This is a genomic window from Shewanella sp. Isolate7 (genome assembly GCF_022398425.1).
GTDB lineage: Bacteria > Pseudomonadota > Gammaproteobacteria > Enterobacterales > Shewanellaceae > Shewanella.
Window position 1 is genome coordinate 18,434 of record NZ_JAKEVJ010000011.1, and the last position, 17,891, is coordinate 36,324.

At 54.3% G+C, this 17,891-nt stretch carries 13 protein-coding genes; 3 read left to right on the forward strand and 10 right to left on the reverse strand.

Going from position 1 to position 17,891, the window contains the following annotated elements:
- Nucleotides 1-662 precede the first annotated feature (662 nt).
- Nucleotides 663-5,630, forward strand: coding sequence for a S8 family peptidase (locus L1D47_RS04090; RefSeq protein ID WP_239882672.1), 4,968 nt, complete (start codon nt 663-665; stop codon nt 5,628-5,630).
- A 70-nt stretch (nt 5,631-5,700) separates the two neighbouring features.
- On the opposite strand, the gene L1D47_RS04095 is transcribed toward L1D47_RS04090, so the two are convergent.
- The 6 genes from L1D47_RS04095 to L1D47_RS04120 form a co-directional block, all read right to left on the reverse strand.
- On the reverse strand, nt 5,701-5,934 hold the full coding sequence (locus L1D47_RS04095) for a hypothetical protein (protein WP_239882673.1): 234 nt from the start codon (nt 5,932-5,934) through the stop codon (nt 5,701-5,703).
- 289 nt (nt 5,935-6,223) lie between these two features.
- Nucleotides 6,224-7,912, reverse strand: coding sequence for an NAD-dependent malic enzyme (locus tag L1D47_RS04100; RefSeq protein WP_239882674.1), 1,689 nt, complete (start codon nt 7,910-7,912; stop codon nt 6,224-6,226).
- A 195-nt stretch (nt 7,913-8,107) separates the two neighbouring features.
- Entirely contained in the window at nt 8,108-8,572 is a 465-nt protein-coding gene (locus tag L1D47_RS04105; RefSeq protein ID WP_239852043.1) for a DUF1456 family protein, read from the reverse strand.
- Nucleotides 8,573-8,627: 55 nt separating this feature from the next.
- Nucleotides 8,628-9,740 carry a serine hydrolase domain-containing protein gene (locus tag L1D47_RS04110; RefSeq protein ID WP_239882675.1) on the reverse strand — a complete coding sequence of 371 codons (1,113 nt, stop codon included), beginning with the start codon at nt 9,738-9,740 and terminating at the stop codon, nt 8,628-8,630.
- 19 nt (nt 9,741-9,759) lie between these two features.
- Entirely contained in the window at nt 9,760-11,028 is a 1,269-nt protein-coding gene (locus L1D47_RS04115) for an Nramp family divalent metal transporter (RefSeq protein WP_345778752.1), read from the reverse strand.
- A gap of 103 nt (nt 11,029-11,131) precedes the next feature.
- On the reverse strand, nt 11,132-11,647 hold the full coding sequence (locus L1D47_RS04120) for a PH domain-containing protein (protein ID WP_239882706.1): 516 nt from the start codon (nt 11,645-11,647) through the stop codon (nt 11,132-11,134).
- A gap of 240 nt (nt 11,648-11,887) precedes the next feature.
- Here L1D47_RS04120 and L1D47_RS04125 point away from each other — a divergent pair, with 240 nt between their 5' ends.
- On the forward strand, nt 11,888-14,461 hold the full coding sequence (locus L1D47_RS04125; RefSeq protein WP_239882676.1) for a TonB-dependent receptor: 2,574 nt from the start codon (nt 11,888-11,890) through the stop codon (nt 14,459-14,461).
- Between the two features lie 78 nt (nt 14,462-14,539).
- Nucleotides 14,540-15,175 carry a glutathione S-transferase family protein gene (locus tag L1D47_RS04130; protein WP_239882677.1) on the forward strand — a complete coding sequence of 212 codons (636 nt, stop codon included), beginning with the start codon at nt 14,540-14,542 and terminating at the stop codon, nt 15,173-15,175.
- A gap of 105 nt (nt 15,176-15,280) precedes the next feature.
- Here L1D47_RS04130 and L1D47_RS04135 read toward each other — a convergent pair whose 3' ends face one another.
- The 4 genes from L1D47_RS04135 to L1D47_RS04150 form a co-directional block, all read right to left on the reverse strand.
- A complete protein-coding gene (locus L1D47_RS04135; protein ID WP_239882678.1) occupies nt 15,281-15,889 on the reverse strand; it encodes a hypothetical protein in 609 nt (202 codons plus the stop codon).
- Nucleotides 15,890-16,034: 145 nt separating this feature from the next.
- Nucleotides 16,035-16,535, reverse strand: coding sequence for a DUF4447 family protein (locus L1D47_RS04140; protein WP_239882679.1), 501 nt, complete (start codon nt 16,533-16,535; stop codon nt 16,035-16,037).
- A 36-nt stretch (nt 16,536-16,571) separates the two neighbouring features.
- Nucleotides 16,572-16,973 carry an SMI1/KNR4 family protein gene (locus L1D47_RS04145; RefSeq protein ID WP_239852053.1) on the reverse strand — a complete coding sequence of 134 codons (402 nt, stop codon included), beginning with the start codon at nt 16,971-16,973 and terminating at the stop codon, nt 16,572-16,574.
- A gap of 96 nt (nt 16,974-17,069) precedes the next feature.
- The gene (locus tag L1D47_RS04150) at nt 17,070-17,852 is read right to left on the reverse strand and encodes a RelA/SpoT domain-containing protein (RefSeq protein WP_239882680.1); all 783 of its coding nucleotides are present in this window, start codon (nt 17,850-17,852) and stop codon (nt 17,070-17,072) included.
- Nucleotides 17,853-17,891 lie beyond the last annotated feature (39 nt).

The window sequence follows — 17,891 nt, forward strand, 5'->3', positions numbered from 1 at the left end:
CTTGTTGTGATTACCACCATTAGGGTCAAAGCTTAGTGCAGCACCAGTTACTGAATGAGTGGTTGCATCAGTTGCTGAACTAGTTAATGAGTTAGTCGCTGCATAAGCACCATTTCTATCACTATAAAAAGGCAAGCGATATAGGGGCCCAGTACGAGCAAGGTATGAGACTCACCCTAAACGGGCACGTATCAGAAAAGCAGATCTTGAGTCATTCGAAATAAAAGCTTTTAAAACAGAATGTTAATTAACACCAAAATTAAGCTGTCGCAAATAAAGCGCCTAACCTCGCCCTAACAACATAAATTTAACAATTTGTATCAGATTGCTACCAAATGATACATGAGGCATCCAACTCAGTTTGGTCTGCCGCCCCTAAATAAGGCTTCAGAAATACACCAATCACAAAGCCCAACCGCCAAAAGCCAACATAAAAAACCAAAATAGAAACCAAAATAAGTTTAAAGGACTATCCAGAAGGCGCTTGATCCGTCCGGCACAGAGTCTTCACCTTCATTGGCGCATAGCCTTTATGCATACCCCTATAGCTTTTACGCATTGGCCTGCACATCCATAACTCAATAAGAATCGAATGCTGTACGAGTGCCTTACTTTTGCAACCAAGCCCAAGCTTTGACAATAAAAAGAAAAGGGAACAACCAATGAAATTGAAGAAAATAAGTCTCATGACCATAGCGGCCATCTATGCCGCCGGTGTTGGCGGCGCCGCCGCGTCCAGCAATGCCGATACCCATAACATGCGCAGCATAGAGATCACCGATGCCATCCTGAAATACAACGAGGATCTACGCGCCGGTAAGCTGCGCAATGGCACCCAGAGTAGTGAGTCGCTGCAACAGCGCGGCAGCAATGGGAAGAACGTGCACCGTGCGATTGCCACGCAGCAAAACAGCAAGGTGCCATTTAAGTTTGAAGCAGGCCTGACCGGCGAGCAGACCTATATCGTCGAACTCAGCGACAAGCCGGTCTCACTCTATCGTGGTGACCTTCCCGAGCTGGCGGCAACCTCCCCAGCCATGAGCACAGTACCTGTAATGCTCAATCCAAGAGGCCACAACAAGGTCGATATGCAGAGCAGTGCGGTGAAGCAATACAGCAACTATCTCGCCGACAAGCAGGCTCAGGTGCTGTCGCAGATCGGCGCTGCCGTGGGCGGCAATGTCGAAGTTAAGCAACACTATCGACTGGCCTTTAACGGCATGGCGATGCGCATGACCCAAGATCAGGCCGCTCGCGTGGCTACCCTGCCCGGCATTCGCAATGTCAGCCTAGAGAAGATGTATGAACTGCACACAGACGTGGGGCCAAAACACATTGGTGCCGACGGTCTGTGGATGGGCACAGCGGCCGACGATAAGTACAAGGGCGAAGGCATAGTCGTCGGTGTGCTGGATACGGGGATCAACACAGATCATCCTTCATTCGCCGCCGTCTCGGGTGATGGTTATGTGCATCAGATGCCCGATCGCTACAGCCACTATCTCGGCGATTGTGAGAAAGCAGAATTTGCCAGCATGTGTAACGACAAGCTGATCGGCGTTCGCTCGTACGAGACGATTACCGACAGCTACCTGGATCCTCTCTTCCAGCCCGATAAGAACTGGTGGGAAGTAGAAGACCCCAAACGCCCCCAAAACGGTGAGGACTATAACGGCCACGGCTCACACACCGCCTCGACCGCAGCGGGCAATGAACTGTCAGACGTAGACTATGTGGTGCCTGCACTTGGAGAGACCGGCGACGGTATCCCCACTGGCCTCAAGTTCAGCAAGATTTCTGGCGTCGCTCCGCGCGCCAACGTCATCATGTATCAGGTGTGTTACCCAGGTGATACTAGCTATGGCGACAGCTATGGCGGCTGTAAGGGCTCTGCACTGCTCGCCGCCATCGACGATGGTGTCGATGTGATCAACTACTCGATAGGCACCACCTTTGGCACCTTCCCCTGGGACGCCCCTATGGAGCTAGGCTTCCTCGCCGCGCGCGAGGCGGGCATCTCCGTCTCGGCATCTGCGGGTAACTCCTACATGCCGCAATACGCCTCTCAGGCTCGCGGAGCAATCGATCACTTCTCTCCCTGGCTCACCTCGGTAGCCGCTACCACACACGGCCGTGAGATTGCCGTAGAAGGCAAGATGCTGACCAATGCAACGGGGGGCGAGCAGCCGCTTAGCGATCTGGAAGGATCGGGAATTACCGAGGCTTACACAGGCCCAGTGGTCGAGGCCAAGGCCTACGGCAGTGAATATGAGATGTGTAACGAGCCCTTCCCGGCGGGCTTCTTCGATGTCGATCCGGCAGGCAATCCTTATGCTACTGCGCCGATCGTCGTCTGTAAGCGCGGCGAAATCGCCCGTGTAACCAAGGCGGTGAATGTCCAGGCCGGTGGTGCCGGTGGCTTCATCCTGTGGAACCCAGGATACTCAGACCCGACCCATAACGACCCCTATGTTATCCCAGGCATCAACATCAACTACGGCAGTTACTATGGCAACAGCAGCAACGGCAACTATGGCCTGCAAGACTGGCTCGCGGCAGGCAGCGACCATGCCCTAACTATCACGGCCTCAGAGGTCACCACCAGAGAAGGTACCGCCGACTATGTCGCCGACTTCTCATCTCGCGGCCCCAACCTGGAGGCACCAGATGTGATGTCGCCTAACCTGGCGGCGCCAGGCGTTAACGTATACGCCGCCTGGGCCGATGAGATGCCATTCACCACCCAAGGCATGCCAGCCGACTACGCCGCCATCAGCGGCACCTCTATGGCGGCACCGCACGTGGCAGGCGCCATGGCACTGCTGACTCAGGCGCACCCAGACTGGACTCCGGCGCAGATCCAATCGGCGCTGATGACCACGGCATCGCTCGATGGGGTGACCCGTGCACGGGACGGCCATCCATACGATCCGGTTGCGGCTGGCTATAGCGACGCGGGTAGCGGGGTGATCAATGTGTCACGCGCCAACAATGCCATGCTGCTGCTTGATGAGAGCGTCGAAAACTACCGCGCCGCCAACCCCAAGAATGGGGGCAATATTCATACCTTGAACCTGCCTTACTTCTATCATGACAGCTGCCCCGGCACCTGTACCTGGATGCGCACGGTTACCGCCACCCAGGACGGCACCTGGACAGTTGAGGCCACGCCAAATGATATGGAAGGCGCGCAGATGCTAGAGCTCGAGGTATCGCCTAAGACCTTTACCCTCAAGGCCGGCGAATCCCAGAGCATCAGCCTCAAGGCGAAGATTCTCGAGGTCGAGGCCATCGGCGCCGACTCATCGCAAATCCAGCTGACGGGTAGCGTCAAGCTGACACCAAGCGACAGCAGCAAGCCGATGCAGCACCTGCCTGTTGGGGTTCGCTATAAGGGCGACAGCCTGCCTAACGAAGTCTCTGGCATCATACATCGCCAGCAGGGTCACAACCTGACGCCAGCGCTACACACCAAAGAAATACAATCGCTCAACTCGCGGATATATGGCCTCACCAAGGGTGAGCGTCACGACACCGAGCTTAAGCGTGCCGAAGTCAGAAAATACTCAGACGGCTATACGCGTCAGGAGATAGAGGATGGCGGCGCCAAGGTAATCTTCTTCGATGTGCCCGAAGGCACTAAGCGTGTCGTCTGGGAGGTTCTGTCGGCACCGAGACACGCCTATACCTCAATCGACTTAGGTATGGACGTCAACGGTGATGAGGATATTCAGTGGTTAGATGAAGCCATCTGTTTCTCACAGACAGACAATGGCGACTTCTGTGCCATCAATAACCCTATGCCAGGTCGTTACTGGGCCATCGCTGCCAACTGGAAATGGGAGTATGAGGATCAGAAGAACCTCGCCGATCCATTCGAGCTTAGCCTGGCGATAGTAGGCGAAAGCGATAGTGGCAACCTGTCCATCGAAGGTCCGGCGACCAACGACGGCATGACCCCTTATCAGCTAAAACTCAACTACGATCTGCCCGGCGCCGAGGAAGGTGATGTCTACTACGGCATGGTCGGCCTGGGAAGTGACGAATATAACGACTCTAACCTGGGTGACTTCGCGGTGAAACTCATGCACATGGGCAGTGACACCACAGTCACGGCCTCGCAAACCGCGGCGAAAGAGGGCGACATTCTGGATTTCGTCGTGGAACTCGCGCCTAACCTGTTAGGGGGCGAGCGAGAGTTCACCTTTAACACCGAGCTAAGCGACGGCCTGGTTCTCATGCCAGACACAGTTTCGGTAGGCGGTATCGGCAACTATGGTGAGGGCATGACGGTTGAAGGCAACACAATCGCTATAGCGGCCACGCAGCCTTCGTCGAGCGAGATGAAACGCCACTATGTCTTTACTACCAACCTCACCGATAACACTTGTAAGGTTCCTTATGGGGAAGATGGCAGCTTCTATGATTTACCTATGCAAGGTTTCAACCATATCGGCCTGTCGGGCTTATCGAATCAAACCTTACAGATCCCGCTCAGTGCCAATGGCTTACCTCATGTGCCTCTGTACGGTAACCCAGAGGTCTTTGGTCAAGACATATTAGCCATCTCTCCCTTTGGCTATGTACAGTTTGACCCTATGCCTGACTTCTGGAACTTCAACCTGCCATTCGATGATAACTTCCAGGGCTTCCCGGATACTATGGTGGCGCCATTATGGCGTGGCGATGTAAGAATGCCGCAGGCGAGGTTTAACTGGAATACCGGCCGTGTCGAAAATGCAGTGTATGCGGTGATCACCAACAAGCACTACATCTTCCAGTGGGATGGCGGTGAGGAGTGGAACTCCTTCCTCAGCGGCAACGACACACCGGATCCCGAAGCCAAGTTTAACATCCAAACTATCATCGCAACTGACCTCAGCTTCGATGAGGCAAGCCCGGAGATCATCTTCGCCTATGAAACCTTAGACACGGAAAACGATCAGTTCGGCTCTGTCGGTCTACATGGTTACTGGGGTGAGCGTGCCACCTTCGGTCCTGCCGGTGGCTGGCTGAACGATGGCTTCGCCTATAAGGATGTCGATGAGAAGATCAGCTCTGGCACTGTCATCTGTGCCGACTATCGTGGCCCTGAGCAATCAGCGGTATCACTCAAGTTCTCGGCGCGGGTTTCGGCCAATGCGGTTGGCACCGACAACTTTGTGAAGGTCGACACTCAATATGCGGACTCTGAGTTGGTCACAGTGACCCATGAGGTCTCTAGCCCATCGAATATCAGCGTTGCAGCCATTGCCGATATGAGCATGAAAGAAAATGCCACGCTAGAAGGCATCACAGTGATCTACAACGATGTCAAAGGCACGGCCAATGGCATCATGGTCTCGGGTGAGCACATCACGGCAGAGGTCGATGGTGATAGCTTCAGCATCACGCCAGAGAAAGACTGGTATGGTGAGACCCTAGTAACGGTCACGGTACACGACATGGCCTCCCCATCTGACGCCGCCTCCACCAGCTTCATGCTGACGGTCAACTCAGACGGTGTTGAGCCAACGCCGCCGGCGCCGGAAACGCCAGATGAGCCAACAGACAATGACTCTGGCGGTAGCCTCGGCTTCCTGGCACTGGGCCTACTGGGTCTGCTAGCCGGACGTCGTAAGCTGCACTAAGCGTCCAACGATTTAGTTCGACCTTGTCTTTGGGCCCTCTCTGAGGGCCCTTTTTTATGCCAGCTTAAAGCTAGTTCATACCGTGGCAATCGGCGCACTCTTTGATGGTCAGCTCAGGCGTATGCATCTCCATGTCGGGGGCGTGGGCATCTTCCATGCCATGACAATCGTTACAGGTTGCCAGGGTAGCCTCTGACTCTGTGTGCATGGTCAGGTCGATAGGCTCATGGCAATCTTTACAATCCATGGCAACGGCCGTGCCAGCAAATAACAGGCCGGCGGCTAGGGTGATTAATTTTTTCATTTCAGGCTCCAGTTTTGGCAATTCAAACAGCTAAAAAGCTTACATTCAAAGGCTTGCCGCCTGGTATGGCCAAAGCGGGCAAGATCCAAGGCGCAGCAAGCTGTCTGGCGAGCATTACCAGCCAAGATTAAGCCAAACTTAAAAATGTCATCCGGGTAGCAGAAGTGCTGGCAAGATCATACGCCCCACTAACACTTTGTGATCGAAAGCAAAATTTCACCTAGCCACAAACACAAAGAAGCCGCCCAAGAGGCGGCTTCTTAAATGCGTTACTAACTAACCTAAAAGATTAGAAAGAGGTGCGCTTGTAACGGCGATATTCCGCGGTCCAGAAGTTATCTTCAATGGACTGCATCAGCAGCTCGTCGCTGGCCGGCAGCGCATGGCCCTGCTTGATGGCCACCTTGCCCACCGCGAAGGCGATATACTTACTCACCGCATGGATATCTTCCAGCGCAGGCAATAGCGAACCTTCGCCATCTTTAGCCAAAGGAGAACACTCTGCCAGGGCGCGGCTCGAGGCCATCAGCATCTCGTTACTGACGCGCTTGGCACCCGAGGCCAACACACCCAGGCCTATCCCTGGGAAGATATAGCTGTTGTTGCACTGGGCGATCTCATAGGTCTGCTCGTCGATCACCACGGGCTCAAACGGGCTACCGGTTGCCACCAGCGCCTGGCCCTTGGTCCAGTGCAGAATATCTTTCGGTGTCGCCTCGACACGGCTGGTCGGGTTAGACAGCGGGAAGATGATAGGACGCTCACAGTGGCTGTGCATCGCCTTGATGATCTCTTCGCTAAACAGACCCGGGGCGCCAGATACGCCGATGAGCACGGTCGGCTTACCATTATTCATCACATCCAGCAGCGAGATGTTCTCGCTCTCAGTGTTCCAGCCCTCAACCCTGGTCGCCTGCTGCGCCAGATTCTGCTGGAACGGCAGCAGATTAGGCATGTTATCTTGCAGCAGCCCCCAGCGGTCTACCATGAAGACCTGCTGACGTGCCTGCTCGTCGCTTATCCCTTCTGACACCATCTGGGCGATGATCGCCTCGGCAATACCACAACCTGCACTACCGGCGCCGAGGAAGGCCACACGCTGCTGACTGAGCTGAGTATCCGCCGCCTGACAGGCTGCCAGCAGAGAACCAACGGTCACCGCCGCCGTGCCCTGAATGTCGTCGTTGAAGCAGCAGTACTTGTCTTTGTAACGCTCGAGCAGTGGCATGGCGTTCTTCTGGGCAAAATCTTCAAACTGGATCAAGGCATCTGGCCAGCGTCTGTGAACCGCCTGCATGAAGGCCTCGACAAACTCGGCATACTCTTCGCCGCCGATACGCTGATTACGCCAGCCCATATACATAGGATCTTCCAATAGATGCGGGTTGTCAGTACCCACGTCCAGCGTAATAGGCAGGGTATAAGCCGGGCTGATACCGCCACAGCTGGTGTAGAGTGACAGCTTACCAATCGGAATACCCATGCCGCCGATCCCCTGGTCGCCCAGACCCAAGATGCGCTCGCCATCGGTGACGACGATGATCTTCACCTTCTGGCGCGTCGAGTTATTCAGGATGTCGTCGATGCGATCCTTATTAGGATAGGAGATAAACAGGCCGCGGTTACGACGATAGTTCTTCGAAAAACGCTCACAGGCCAGGCCAACCGTAGGGGTATAGATGATCGGCATCATCTCGGTAATATGGTTCTGCAACAGACGGTAATAGAGGGTCTCGTTGGTGTCTTGAATGTTGCGCAGATAGATATGGCGGTCGAGATCGTTACTGAAGTTCTTGTACTGATCGTAGGCACGCGAGGCCTGCTCCTCGATGGTCTCAATGACGTGGGGCAGCAGCCCCTCGAGGTTGAAGAAGATGCGCTCCTCTTCGGTAAAGGCACTGCCCTTGTTGATCAAGGGGGCTTCAAGAATGGCTGGGCCGGCAAAAGGAAGATATAGCGGGCGTTTATTATCGTCCATTGGTAACCTTTTCTCTATCTGTGGGTATGTTGGAATGGCTGTGCTATCAATTTTGGCAAGATTACCACAAAGTGTGATCTTTGTTGCCTTTGGCGCGATCATTTTTTGATTATTTTCACACCCTGGCTGTTTTAAACACTAACGGCCAAACACAAAAAACGCGGCCTAAGCCGCGTCTTTAGATGACGATATCTCTTACTTTCCGCGATACTTGATCGACAGGCCGGTCAAGAAGTTGCGCAGCACCTGATCGCCGCACTCCTTAAAGTGCTTATGGCCGGGTTTTCTAAACAGGGCACCCAGTTCAGAACTGCTCATTCTGAAGTCCGCCAGGGCTAAGGTCTCGATAATATCTTCTTCACGCATCTCCAACGCGATCCTCAGCTTCTTGAAGATCAGGTTGTTGTTTAACTGAGACACGGGAGATGGGATCTCGGCGCCTTCACGCAGGCCGCGCTTTTCGATGATCAAACCATCAAGAAACAGGCACAGCGTCTTGTCGTTACAGGGCTTGTAGCCCTCTTCAGCCTCTTTCTTGAGCATGTTGAGCAAGACTTCCTGGGTCATCTCGTGTTTGACCTTGGCGAAGATCTTGATCATCTTGGCGTTCTTGTAATCGAATACGAATCGTAGACGGCGTAAAATATCGTTATTAATCATGGTTTAACTTCTTAGATTACTGGCTCGCGCGGGTGCGCCTGCCACTGAGTCGATATTATAACCGACTTTGCGTCGACGCCGAGGCATTATTTTCAGCCTTGGCCTCGTCCATCAAGGCGTCTCTAAGCGACTGACGCAGCTTATCGTGCAGGCCAAAGGCTTGATTGCGCTCATCAATGGGCCAGGAGGCGTTTTCCAGCACCACAAGATATGTATCGAACGCCGGATAACTCAGGCTCAGGGATTGATAGCCAGGCAGATAACCTGAGTGGCTATACTCCTCGATTCCCTGCTGATTCACCTGTACCCCGAAGCCGTAATAAAGCTGCTGCCAGCGGTGAGGGCGCTGCATCCTGGGCGTCACCATCGCCTGATAGGCCTCCTTACTCAGCAGTTTACCGCCATGCAAGGCACTAAGATAATTGAGCAGCCCCTTGGCCGAGCCCGTCATGCCGCCGCCGGGTAACAGGTTCATCTGCACCTCATATTCCATCGGCTCATTGCTACTCGCCTCGATGCCGGCGATCAGCCCCTGCTGCGCGCCGAGCTGCGCCTCGACGCCGCTTACGCCATGCTCCTTAAGAAAGCCGTTAACCAGGGTCGAAAAGTCGGTTTGATACTGGCTCTCCAGCAGCTGTCCCAGCACCTGATAGCCCAGGTTAGAATATTGAAAATCGCTGCCAGGAGTGAATCGATTCGCCTTGCCCTGGGGCGCGATCCCTGAGCTGTGACTAAGTAGCTGAGCTATGGTGATGCGCTCGTCATAGGTAGGCAGATTGGCCGATGCCAGATAAGGATTCACCTTATCCTCCAGGGCAAACTTCCCCTGGCTGACACCCTGCATCACCAGCGCTGCGGTAACCATTTTACTCTGGGAGGCCAACATGACCCGGCTATCCAGCGTCGGGGCGAGCTGCTGGCCATAAGCGCTTGACTTCACATAGCGGATCTCACCGCCCTGCATCAGGGCAACAATGCCATAGAAGGGACGTTCGTTGGCGGCGATAATGGCATCGGAAGCATCACCCAGCGCCACCTCTTGGCCCGGTTTTCGTTTTGCCAGCTCGTTAGTCGCCGGCTGCAGGTCAGTCACTATATTGCTTGCCGCGGCACTGCCCGCCATGGCCCCCAGCAGACAGAGGCTGGTCGCCAAGACATTGATCTTCATCCTTGTTCTCCTAACCGGCTTAACCGATAAACTTCCAGTAAACAAATAAAGCGGCAAACCCTAACAGATAAGTCATGCCGATCCAAGAGAGCAGCCGCATGGCCACGCCGTAGCGATCAGCGGCTGCCAGGTTATCACTGGTCATCAAACGATAATTGAGCCAGGCAAAGATGATGGTGGTCATAAAGGCCAGGGTCATCACAAACTGCAGCAGCGGCAGCAGCGCTCCCTTGAAGAACAAGATGATCCCGAGTCCCAATAGGCTGACGATTAACATGGTGAGATTCAGTCCGCGCTCGCTGACCTCATCCTGCCGCAACAGCTGCAGGCTCAAGATAAGCGTACGACTATAGCCATCGACCACTGTCACCGTGGTGCTGAAGATACACAGCAAGGCCACCAGGGCGATGAGATAACGACTGTCCTCACCCAGCACCTGGCTATAGAGCTGAATCAACTGCTCGGCAAACTTGGCCCCGGATGGCGAGAAATGCACGCCAGAGCCATGCATCACCATGGCGCCCAGAGAGAGAAATACCACGGCCAAAATCGCCGTAGTAATAAACCCTAGATTAAAATCGAACAATGCCTGCTTGGGCGTTACCTTCTGCTGTTTCTGCTTTTCGATCAGCCAGAGGGAGTTCCAGCAACTCACCTCGATAGGCGCCGGCATCCAGCCCATCATGGCCACCAGAAAGCCAACATGGGCCCATTGCCAGGGCGAGGGCGAGACAAAGTCCGGCGCTAAGATAGGCTCGGCATTAAAGGCCAGCGCGGCGGCGCTCAGGGTAGTCACCGTCAGGCAGAGCATGATCACCTTAGTGACCCTGTCCAACACCCGGTAGTGCCCCAGCACCAGTAGAAGCAGGCTGGCCAGCAGCACGATCAGCGCCAGCAGGTCGATCGACAATGGAATAAATTGGGTGAGCAGCGCCGCGGTTAACATGGCGACACCTGCGGTACTGGCCACCGCCGCAATCGAATTCAGCAGGGAAAACAGCAGTAAATAGCCCCGCCCCTGACGTTGATAGCCATGAAGCAGACTCTCCCCCGTCGCCGCGGTATAGCGTGCTCCGGCGGCGAAGAAGGGATACTTGAGCAGATTCACCAGCAGTATCACCCAGGCCAGCTGCCAGCCAAATTCGGCGCCGGCGCGGGTCGAGGCCACCAGATGGGAGGCACCAATCGCCGCGGCCGCCATCAACAGACCTGGGCCTGTGGCTCGCAGCAGACGCCGACACACAAGCCAATAACCCGTTTGACTCGTATTTACAGTGAGATCTTCCACGGTCACTATTCTTCCTTCAGACAAAGTTAAAAATTAATAAACTCACGCAGCAGCAACTCTCGCGCGGCAGCAACGATTAAGACAGCTGCAAAGACAAGGGTCGCTATGATTGAGGTAACCTGGCCTCGATACGCCTGAGCGTCTCTTCGATGTTTTGCAGGCAGGTCAGGGTCTGGGCGGCCACATCCACCTTCGCCTCAACCGGCTGACTCTGCTCGGCCAACGCACTCTTTTGCGCCATCACGGCGGCGCGAAACTCGGCGGCCTCTTCTATGCCTGTCAGGCTGATCAGCGCGCCAGACCCCGACTGCCCCGCCGTCTCAATCGTTAACTTGTGAATACCGAACAGCCGCATCAGGGGGCCCTGGATCATCGCCATGTCGGTGATCTTATCCAGCGGCACGGTATTTTCGGTGCGGGTGAGTATTCCCTTACGCACAATAAGTTTCTTGGTGGTCAGCTCGGCGCTCATGTTGGCGATATAACGACTGGTCGCCCATAAGCCTATGGGGTACCAGAGCAGCAGGAGCGGAATACCGACCAGGGAGATGCCCAACACCGCCGCGCCAGTGGTCAGCCAATAGAGTCCGAGCTTGCGGTGAAAACGTGCTTCGAGCAGTGTTTTTCTTCCATTTTATTTACATCTCCAAATACACAGGGCGGGAACCAACCTATGACAATGCCAAGGCTCCTCGCTTTAATCAATCAAAATCATGCGTTTATTTACATTTGTTAGCAATTCGCACTATTGGCTTTGTTACATTAGCAATTAGTTTAGTAACGTTAATGCAACAAAATGGTGGCGGTAGTTGAGTGGTAGTCACTGAATTAAAAATATAACGAGTAATTAGGGATAATCATGAAAAGACCTCAATACTGGCCCAGCGCCTGCGCTATCGCCATTACCATTGCGCTAACCCCACATGTTTATGCTGCCGACGAGAGCGTCGAACGCATCGAAGTCACCGGCTCTCGTATTAAACGTACCGACATCGAAGACCCATCACCGATCCAATCGATCAATAAAGACGATATCGCCAACATGGGCTTCGACAACCTGCAACAGCTGCTAGAACGCATGCCAGCCAACGGCGCGGGCGCCTTCTCGACCCGAGGTAATAGCCAAGACTCAACCGCTAACGGCGCGGCCTCAATCAGTCTGCGTGGCATGGGCCCAGACGCCACCCTGGTGTTGATCAATGGTCGCCGTGTGGCCATCAGCTCCTTCGCCGAGGGGATCACTAACTCCTTCGTCGACATCAACAATATTCCGGTTTCCGCCATCGAGCGTATCGATATCCTCAAAGACGGCGCCTCGGCCATCTACGGCTCAGATGCCATCGCCGGTGTGGTCAACATCATACTGCGTAAAAACTTCGAAGGACTCGAAATTAACCTAGGCTATGGCGATGCCTCAGGCTCGGGCTATGATGAGCAGAGCGGCTCTATGCTTTGGGGCATGCAGTCAGATAAGGGCAGCGCCTCTATCATCCTCGACTACTTCAAGAACAACACCCTGGCCGCCAGCGAGATGGGCCGTTTCGGCACCGCTAACCAGAGCCCATACGGCGGTGAAGACTTCCGCTCTTCACGTGGCTTTCCTGGCTACTTCTATGTCGATGGCGTCAAGACCATAGACCCGGATTGTCCAGCCGATTCGGCGACTGCCAGCGGCAGCTGTCTGTTTGATTACGGCCCATACAACCTTACCATTCCCGCCGCCGAGCGTGTGGGGGCTATCGCCCAGTTCGACTACCACCTGAGCGATGAGATGACCGCCTTCCTGGAAGTCGCCGCCCAACACAACACCTCAGAAGCGGGCGGCGCGCCGACACCGCTGGATGAAGATGCCATGCTAACGGTACCGGGCACTCATCCCAACAACCCTTGGGGCAAGGATATCGAGATCGGTCGTTACCGTACCGTCGATGCCGGACCACGTCGTTGGGACATCGAATCTGACACCCTGCGCATGGTTGCCGGCCTGCGTGGCAACATAGACGAGTGGGACTGGGAAGTCTCGGCCCAGAAAGGCCGCAGCGAATCGACCCAGAAAGGCGACAGAACCCAGGGCTGGGTACGCACAGACTTCCTGCAAGCGGAGATCGACGCCGGCAACTACAACCCCTTTGGCGGCACCATGAACTCACAGGATGTGATCGATCGCATCACCACCAGCCTGGTTCGCCAGGGCGTGTCACACCTGACCGCATACGATGCCAGCATCACGGGCCCAGCATTTACCCTGGCCGATCGTGAAGTCATGATGGCCGCGGGTGTCGAGTACCGCGAAGAGGACGTGAGCGATATCCCGGATGATCAATTCCAGCGCGGCCTCATCTTCGGTACCGAAGCCGTATCGGCACAGGCCGATCGTGACCAGTACGCCGCCTATGTGGAATTCTCTATTCCTGTCACCGACAACTTCGAGTTACAGCTGGCTGGTCGCTATGACCACTACAGCGACTTCGGTTCGACCACTAACCCTAAGGTCGCCTTCCAGTGGGGGATCACAGACGCACTGACGGCTCGCGCCTCTTGGGCAACCGGTTTCCGCGCACCGTCTCTGGCACAAATCGGTCTTGGTCCATCGAGAGAGAGTAGCTTCTTCATCGATACCTACCGCTGCGCCGCTGACAACGTCGACTGTACCGCACTGGACTACAACACAGAATTTGCCGGTAATTCAGATCTGGACGCCGAAGAGTCAGAAACCTGGAACGCGGGCCTTATCTGGGCACCAAGCCAGAAGTTCGACATCGGCTTCGACGTGTTTAGCATCACCCAGGACAACAAGATCGACAAGCAGCCACTGGGCGAGATCTACCTGGCCAACTGTAACGATCAAAACAGCACTGTCTGTGAGCGTCTGGCGCCTCAGCCAGGACAAACTTTGGGCCCAATCAGCCTGATCCACTCAAGCTTTATCAACCTAAGCTCACAAGAGGTACAAGGGGTAGACGTCTCCACCCACTACGGCTTAGAGTTTGATCGCTTCGGTGACCTCAAGTTTGGCTTGGAGTACAGCTACCTGCATAAGTTTGAGAAGGACGACCTGGATTACACGGGTGAATACCGCTATCCACAACACCGCTGGTTACTCACCACCAACTGGACCATGGATGACTTCGCCGCCAACATCAACTTCAGCTACATCGGCGAATTTGAAGATACGCCAGACATTGACTTCGACGGCGTACTCGACTTCGAAGACAACAAGTCACGCATGGTCGACTCCCAGCTGCTGGTAGATATGTCGGGCTCTTACCGCTTCAACGACACCTTCAAGTGGACCGTGGGCATCAACAACGTATTGGATGAAGAGCCGCCATTTGCCATCGGCGACGGTGACACCGACCTCTACGGCTATGTGATCGCGACCCATAACCCTATGGGTCGCTACTTCTATACCAAGTTGAGCATGAGGTTCTAACTGTCACAGAAATGGCATCCAAATGGATGCCATTTTTATTTAGACTAACGGCTCTCTCAACAATAAGTGAGGAAAAGGATGATTACGCTATATGGAACCCCAAGAAGCCGCGCGCTGCGCGTCTCTTGGTTGCTTGAAGAACTCGGTATCGATTGGCAATTTCACTTCATCAATTTTGCTAAGGGCGATAACCGCAGTGAGGCCTTCCTGGCCATGAATCCCAGTGGCAAGGTGCCTGTCATCCAAGATGACGAGCTGGTACTGACAGAATCGGCAGGCATCTGCCAATACCTGGCCGAAAAATACGGTAAGGGCCAGTTTCTGCCAACGCCGGGCACGCCCGAGGCAGGTCACTATCATCAATGGATGAGCTTCATCATCTGCGAACTGGAGCAGCCACTATGGACCATGGGTAAGCACAAATTCGCCCTGCCCGAGGCGCAGCGTCACCCCAGCATCTTACCCATAGCGGTTTGGGAGTTCGACAAGGCAGCCGCCTTGGCCGAGAACATGCTACCTGACACCCCTTACCTGCTGGGTGATGAGGTAAGCGTTGCCGATATCATGCTGGCGCATACCCTGATGTGGGCGACAGTGTTCGAGCAAAGTATTCCCCCCAAGTTAGCGGCATTCAGAGACATGATGCAGCGTCGCCCGGCCCTGGCCAGCGCGCTTGAAAAAACCGAGGCCGTTGCCGCTAAGGCCGCTGATTAGCGATAACGGTTTAACAGCATAATGTCTCTCAGGCATTATGCTGCCCTTCTTAGCCATAATGCCTAAAAGCATCCGCATATTTTCCTTGTTTACGGCTAGCAGCCCTTAAGTCGTCAGACAATCCAGTACCTTGGCGAGATCCAGCTTAATCTCATCCTTGCGAGAACGGATCCTCAAGAGCTCCTCATCCAGACTCACCTCTATGTCGCCCAGCCAGTCCAAGGTTTTAATCGGTTTTAGCTGATAGCGCCACAGCGGCAAATCACACTGGCGCCACACCTTGTGATAGGCCTTGCCCATGGCACCAGGGTCTATGGTCTGCACCCAGATGGCGTAATCTCGATCGCGCTTAAACTGGCTCTGCTCATCAGTATCTGGACTCAATACCAGGCTCATCAACATACCTAGACTCAATAAAATAAGCTGAACTATTCCAACCAAGAAACTGAGCTGAATGAAGAAAGACACCGGCCAATGAAGGTGAATAAACTCGCTAAATTGGCGGCGATATTGCTCCAACTTCCAAAAGCCCAAAAACACCACAATGAGTTTTAGCAGCAGGGCTATGGGTTTCACCTTGGCCATAAAAGGCGGGTTGAGCCAATAGGCGCCAAACAAGCCGGGTAACAGACTCTCGATAAGCGGCAGATAGATAAGCGCGGCGATAGCGATTAAAAGCAAGATGGCCTGGCGAGGGCTGGTGACTTGGTACATATCCTTGTCCAAATGGCGTTAACCTTTAAGTAACATCTGCAAAAGATAGCATTGAATCTGCTGAGGCAATACTGCCAGAAAATTAAAGATAATTAAAAAAGCCCCCATCGCAAGATGAGGGCTTTTTATCAGCTCAGGCATAAAGTTACAGCTGAGTGGCCGCCCACTTGGCGCGGCTCTCGCGGCTCTCTTTCAGGCCTTCCTTCTCGCGATAGGCCTTGTAAGCCTCTACATCCAGCGCCACCAGAGTCACCTCGACTTCGAGCACCAACTTGCACTCTTTCTTGATGCGCCAGGCCGCCGTGTTGTATAGCTCGGTCAGCGGCAGCGAGCTTAAGAACTCGGGATTGTATTGGGTGTAGATAGCCTGTGTCGGATAGACCACGAAGCTCAGGCGACGCTTAGGCTCCTTCTTAAACAGCTCCTCGATACCATCACAGGTGTTAAGCACCTGCATCTCTATGGTCTCATCTAGCTCCAGTAGTTTCTTGGCTGCCAGACCCGACACCTCGGCTGCACCCGCTTCCCAGGCCAATACGTCGGCCTCGCTGCACTTACTCAGCTCGCCCACCTGAGCGGCTGTTAGGCCGAGTGAGTGACGCAGGTATTTAATTTCTATCGCATTTAATTCAGCTGTCTTTGCCATCTTGATATCCAAATTTGAGTTAATCTTGTCACGCGCCTAGGCGGGGATCCAAACCTCTTCGACCCATTGCCAGAACGATTCCCAGCTCTCCTCGGCCAGCTCACCGTCTTGCCACAGCATCACCTGACCTTCCTGATCGATACAGTAAAAGTCATCCCCCTGCTGACAGATGGCGATATATTCCCTCGGCATACCGATAGACCAGGCATAGGAGGTCACCTCAGGCAGATAAGTATGGGCATAGGGATCGGCTGCGGTCACAGGCTCCAGGGTGCCGTGAATCACGTCGCTGGCAAAGAGGAGATACTCTTTAAGCTCAGCGGGTAAGGGGATCAGGATCTGCTCTTCCACTTCGACCAGTTGATCGAAGCTTGGCAGCTCCAGGGGAACGGGAACTGTCTCGCTTAGTTCCCTGAGTTGCTCGATAAGATCGTGCATTATCGTCTGCTGTTAATGGGCTAATGGCGGCAAGTATAATCGCTTTAAGCCCAGATTGTTATTCCAATTTATCGCAGACGCGGCGCCACACTGAGATTAGGCCGCGGCTAGCAGCTCGGCGCTGTCCAGCCGCTTATAGTAGAGCCAAGCCTTGTGATATTGCTTGTGAGAGGCCTGGCGCAGATGGGTTATCTGCGCCAGCTCCAGCTCGCTCAGCTCGCGAGACTGGGCCATGGCGCGGGCCTCAATGGCCTGGATCTGTTCGTAGGCCTTATGCTCTTCGCCGCTCTTGATCTCGGCGATGGCCTTGAGGTGCAGCTGCACCTCGGCAATCATGCCGGTTTGTGGCAGTTGCACCAGCAGGTTAAGGTCACGGTAGCCAGAGGCTTTGGGCTCGGCGAAACGGTTTTTCACCTGCAGCACCTTGACCTTCTGCTGTAAATCCTCAAACGCCGTCATCAGCCCCTGAATATCTTCGGCCACCAGGCTGGCTCTGGCAAGATCCGTGATGCGGCTGGCATCGCCGTCAAACTTGTTGTCAATCTTGGCCTTAGCACGCTCATAGCTTTTCACTTCGGGGATCAGCAGTTGGTAACTGTCTTGGGTATTTAGCCCCTCAAGCAGGCTGGTCAGCTCCTGCTGGGCGTTCTGGGCCTGAGCATAGAGGCTATCGAGATCATCGCTGCTCTGGCGTATCAGGGCCGCCGAGCTACTGGCGATGGCATGCAGACCATGCTGGTCCTTACTGAAGGATTGTTTCTGGGCGTAACAACCAGACTCCTCTTTGGTATCGATTAAGGCGTCGTAGTTGGTCGCCAGGGCGCTGCGGGTAGAGACAAGTAACAGGAAGATAAAAAAGGGTCTAAACAACTTATTCATAACCGTCCTCGGTAAAAGCGCAAACCTTGAACCCTTAAT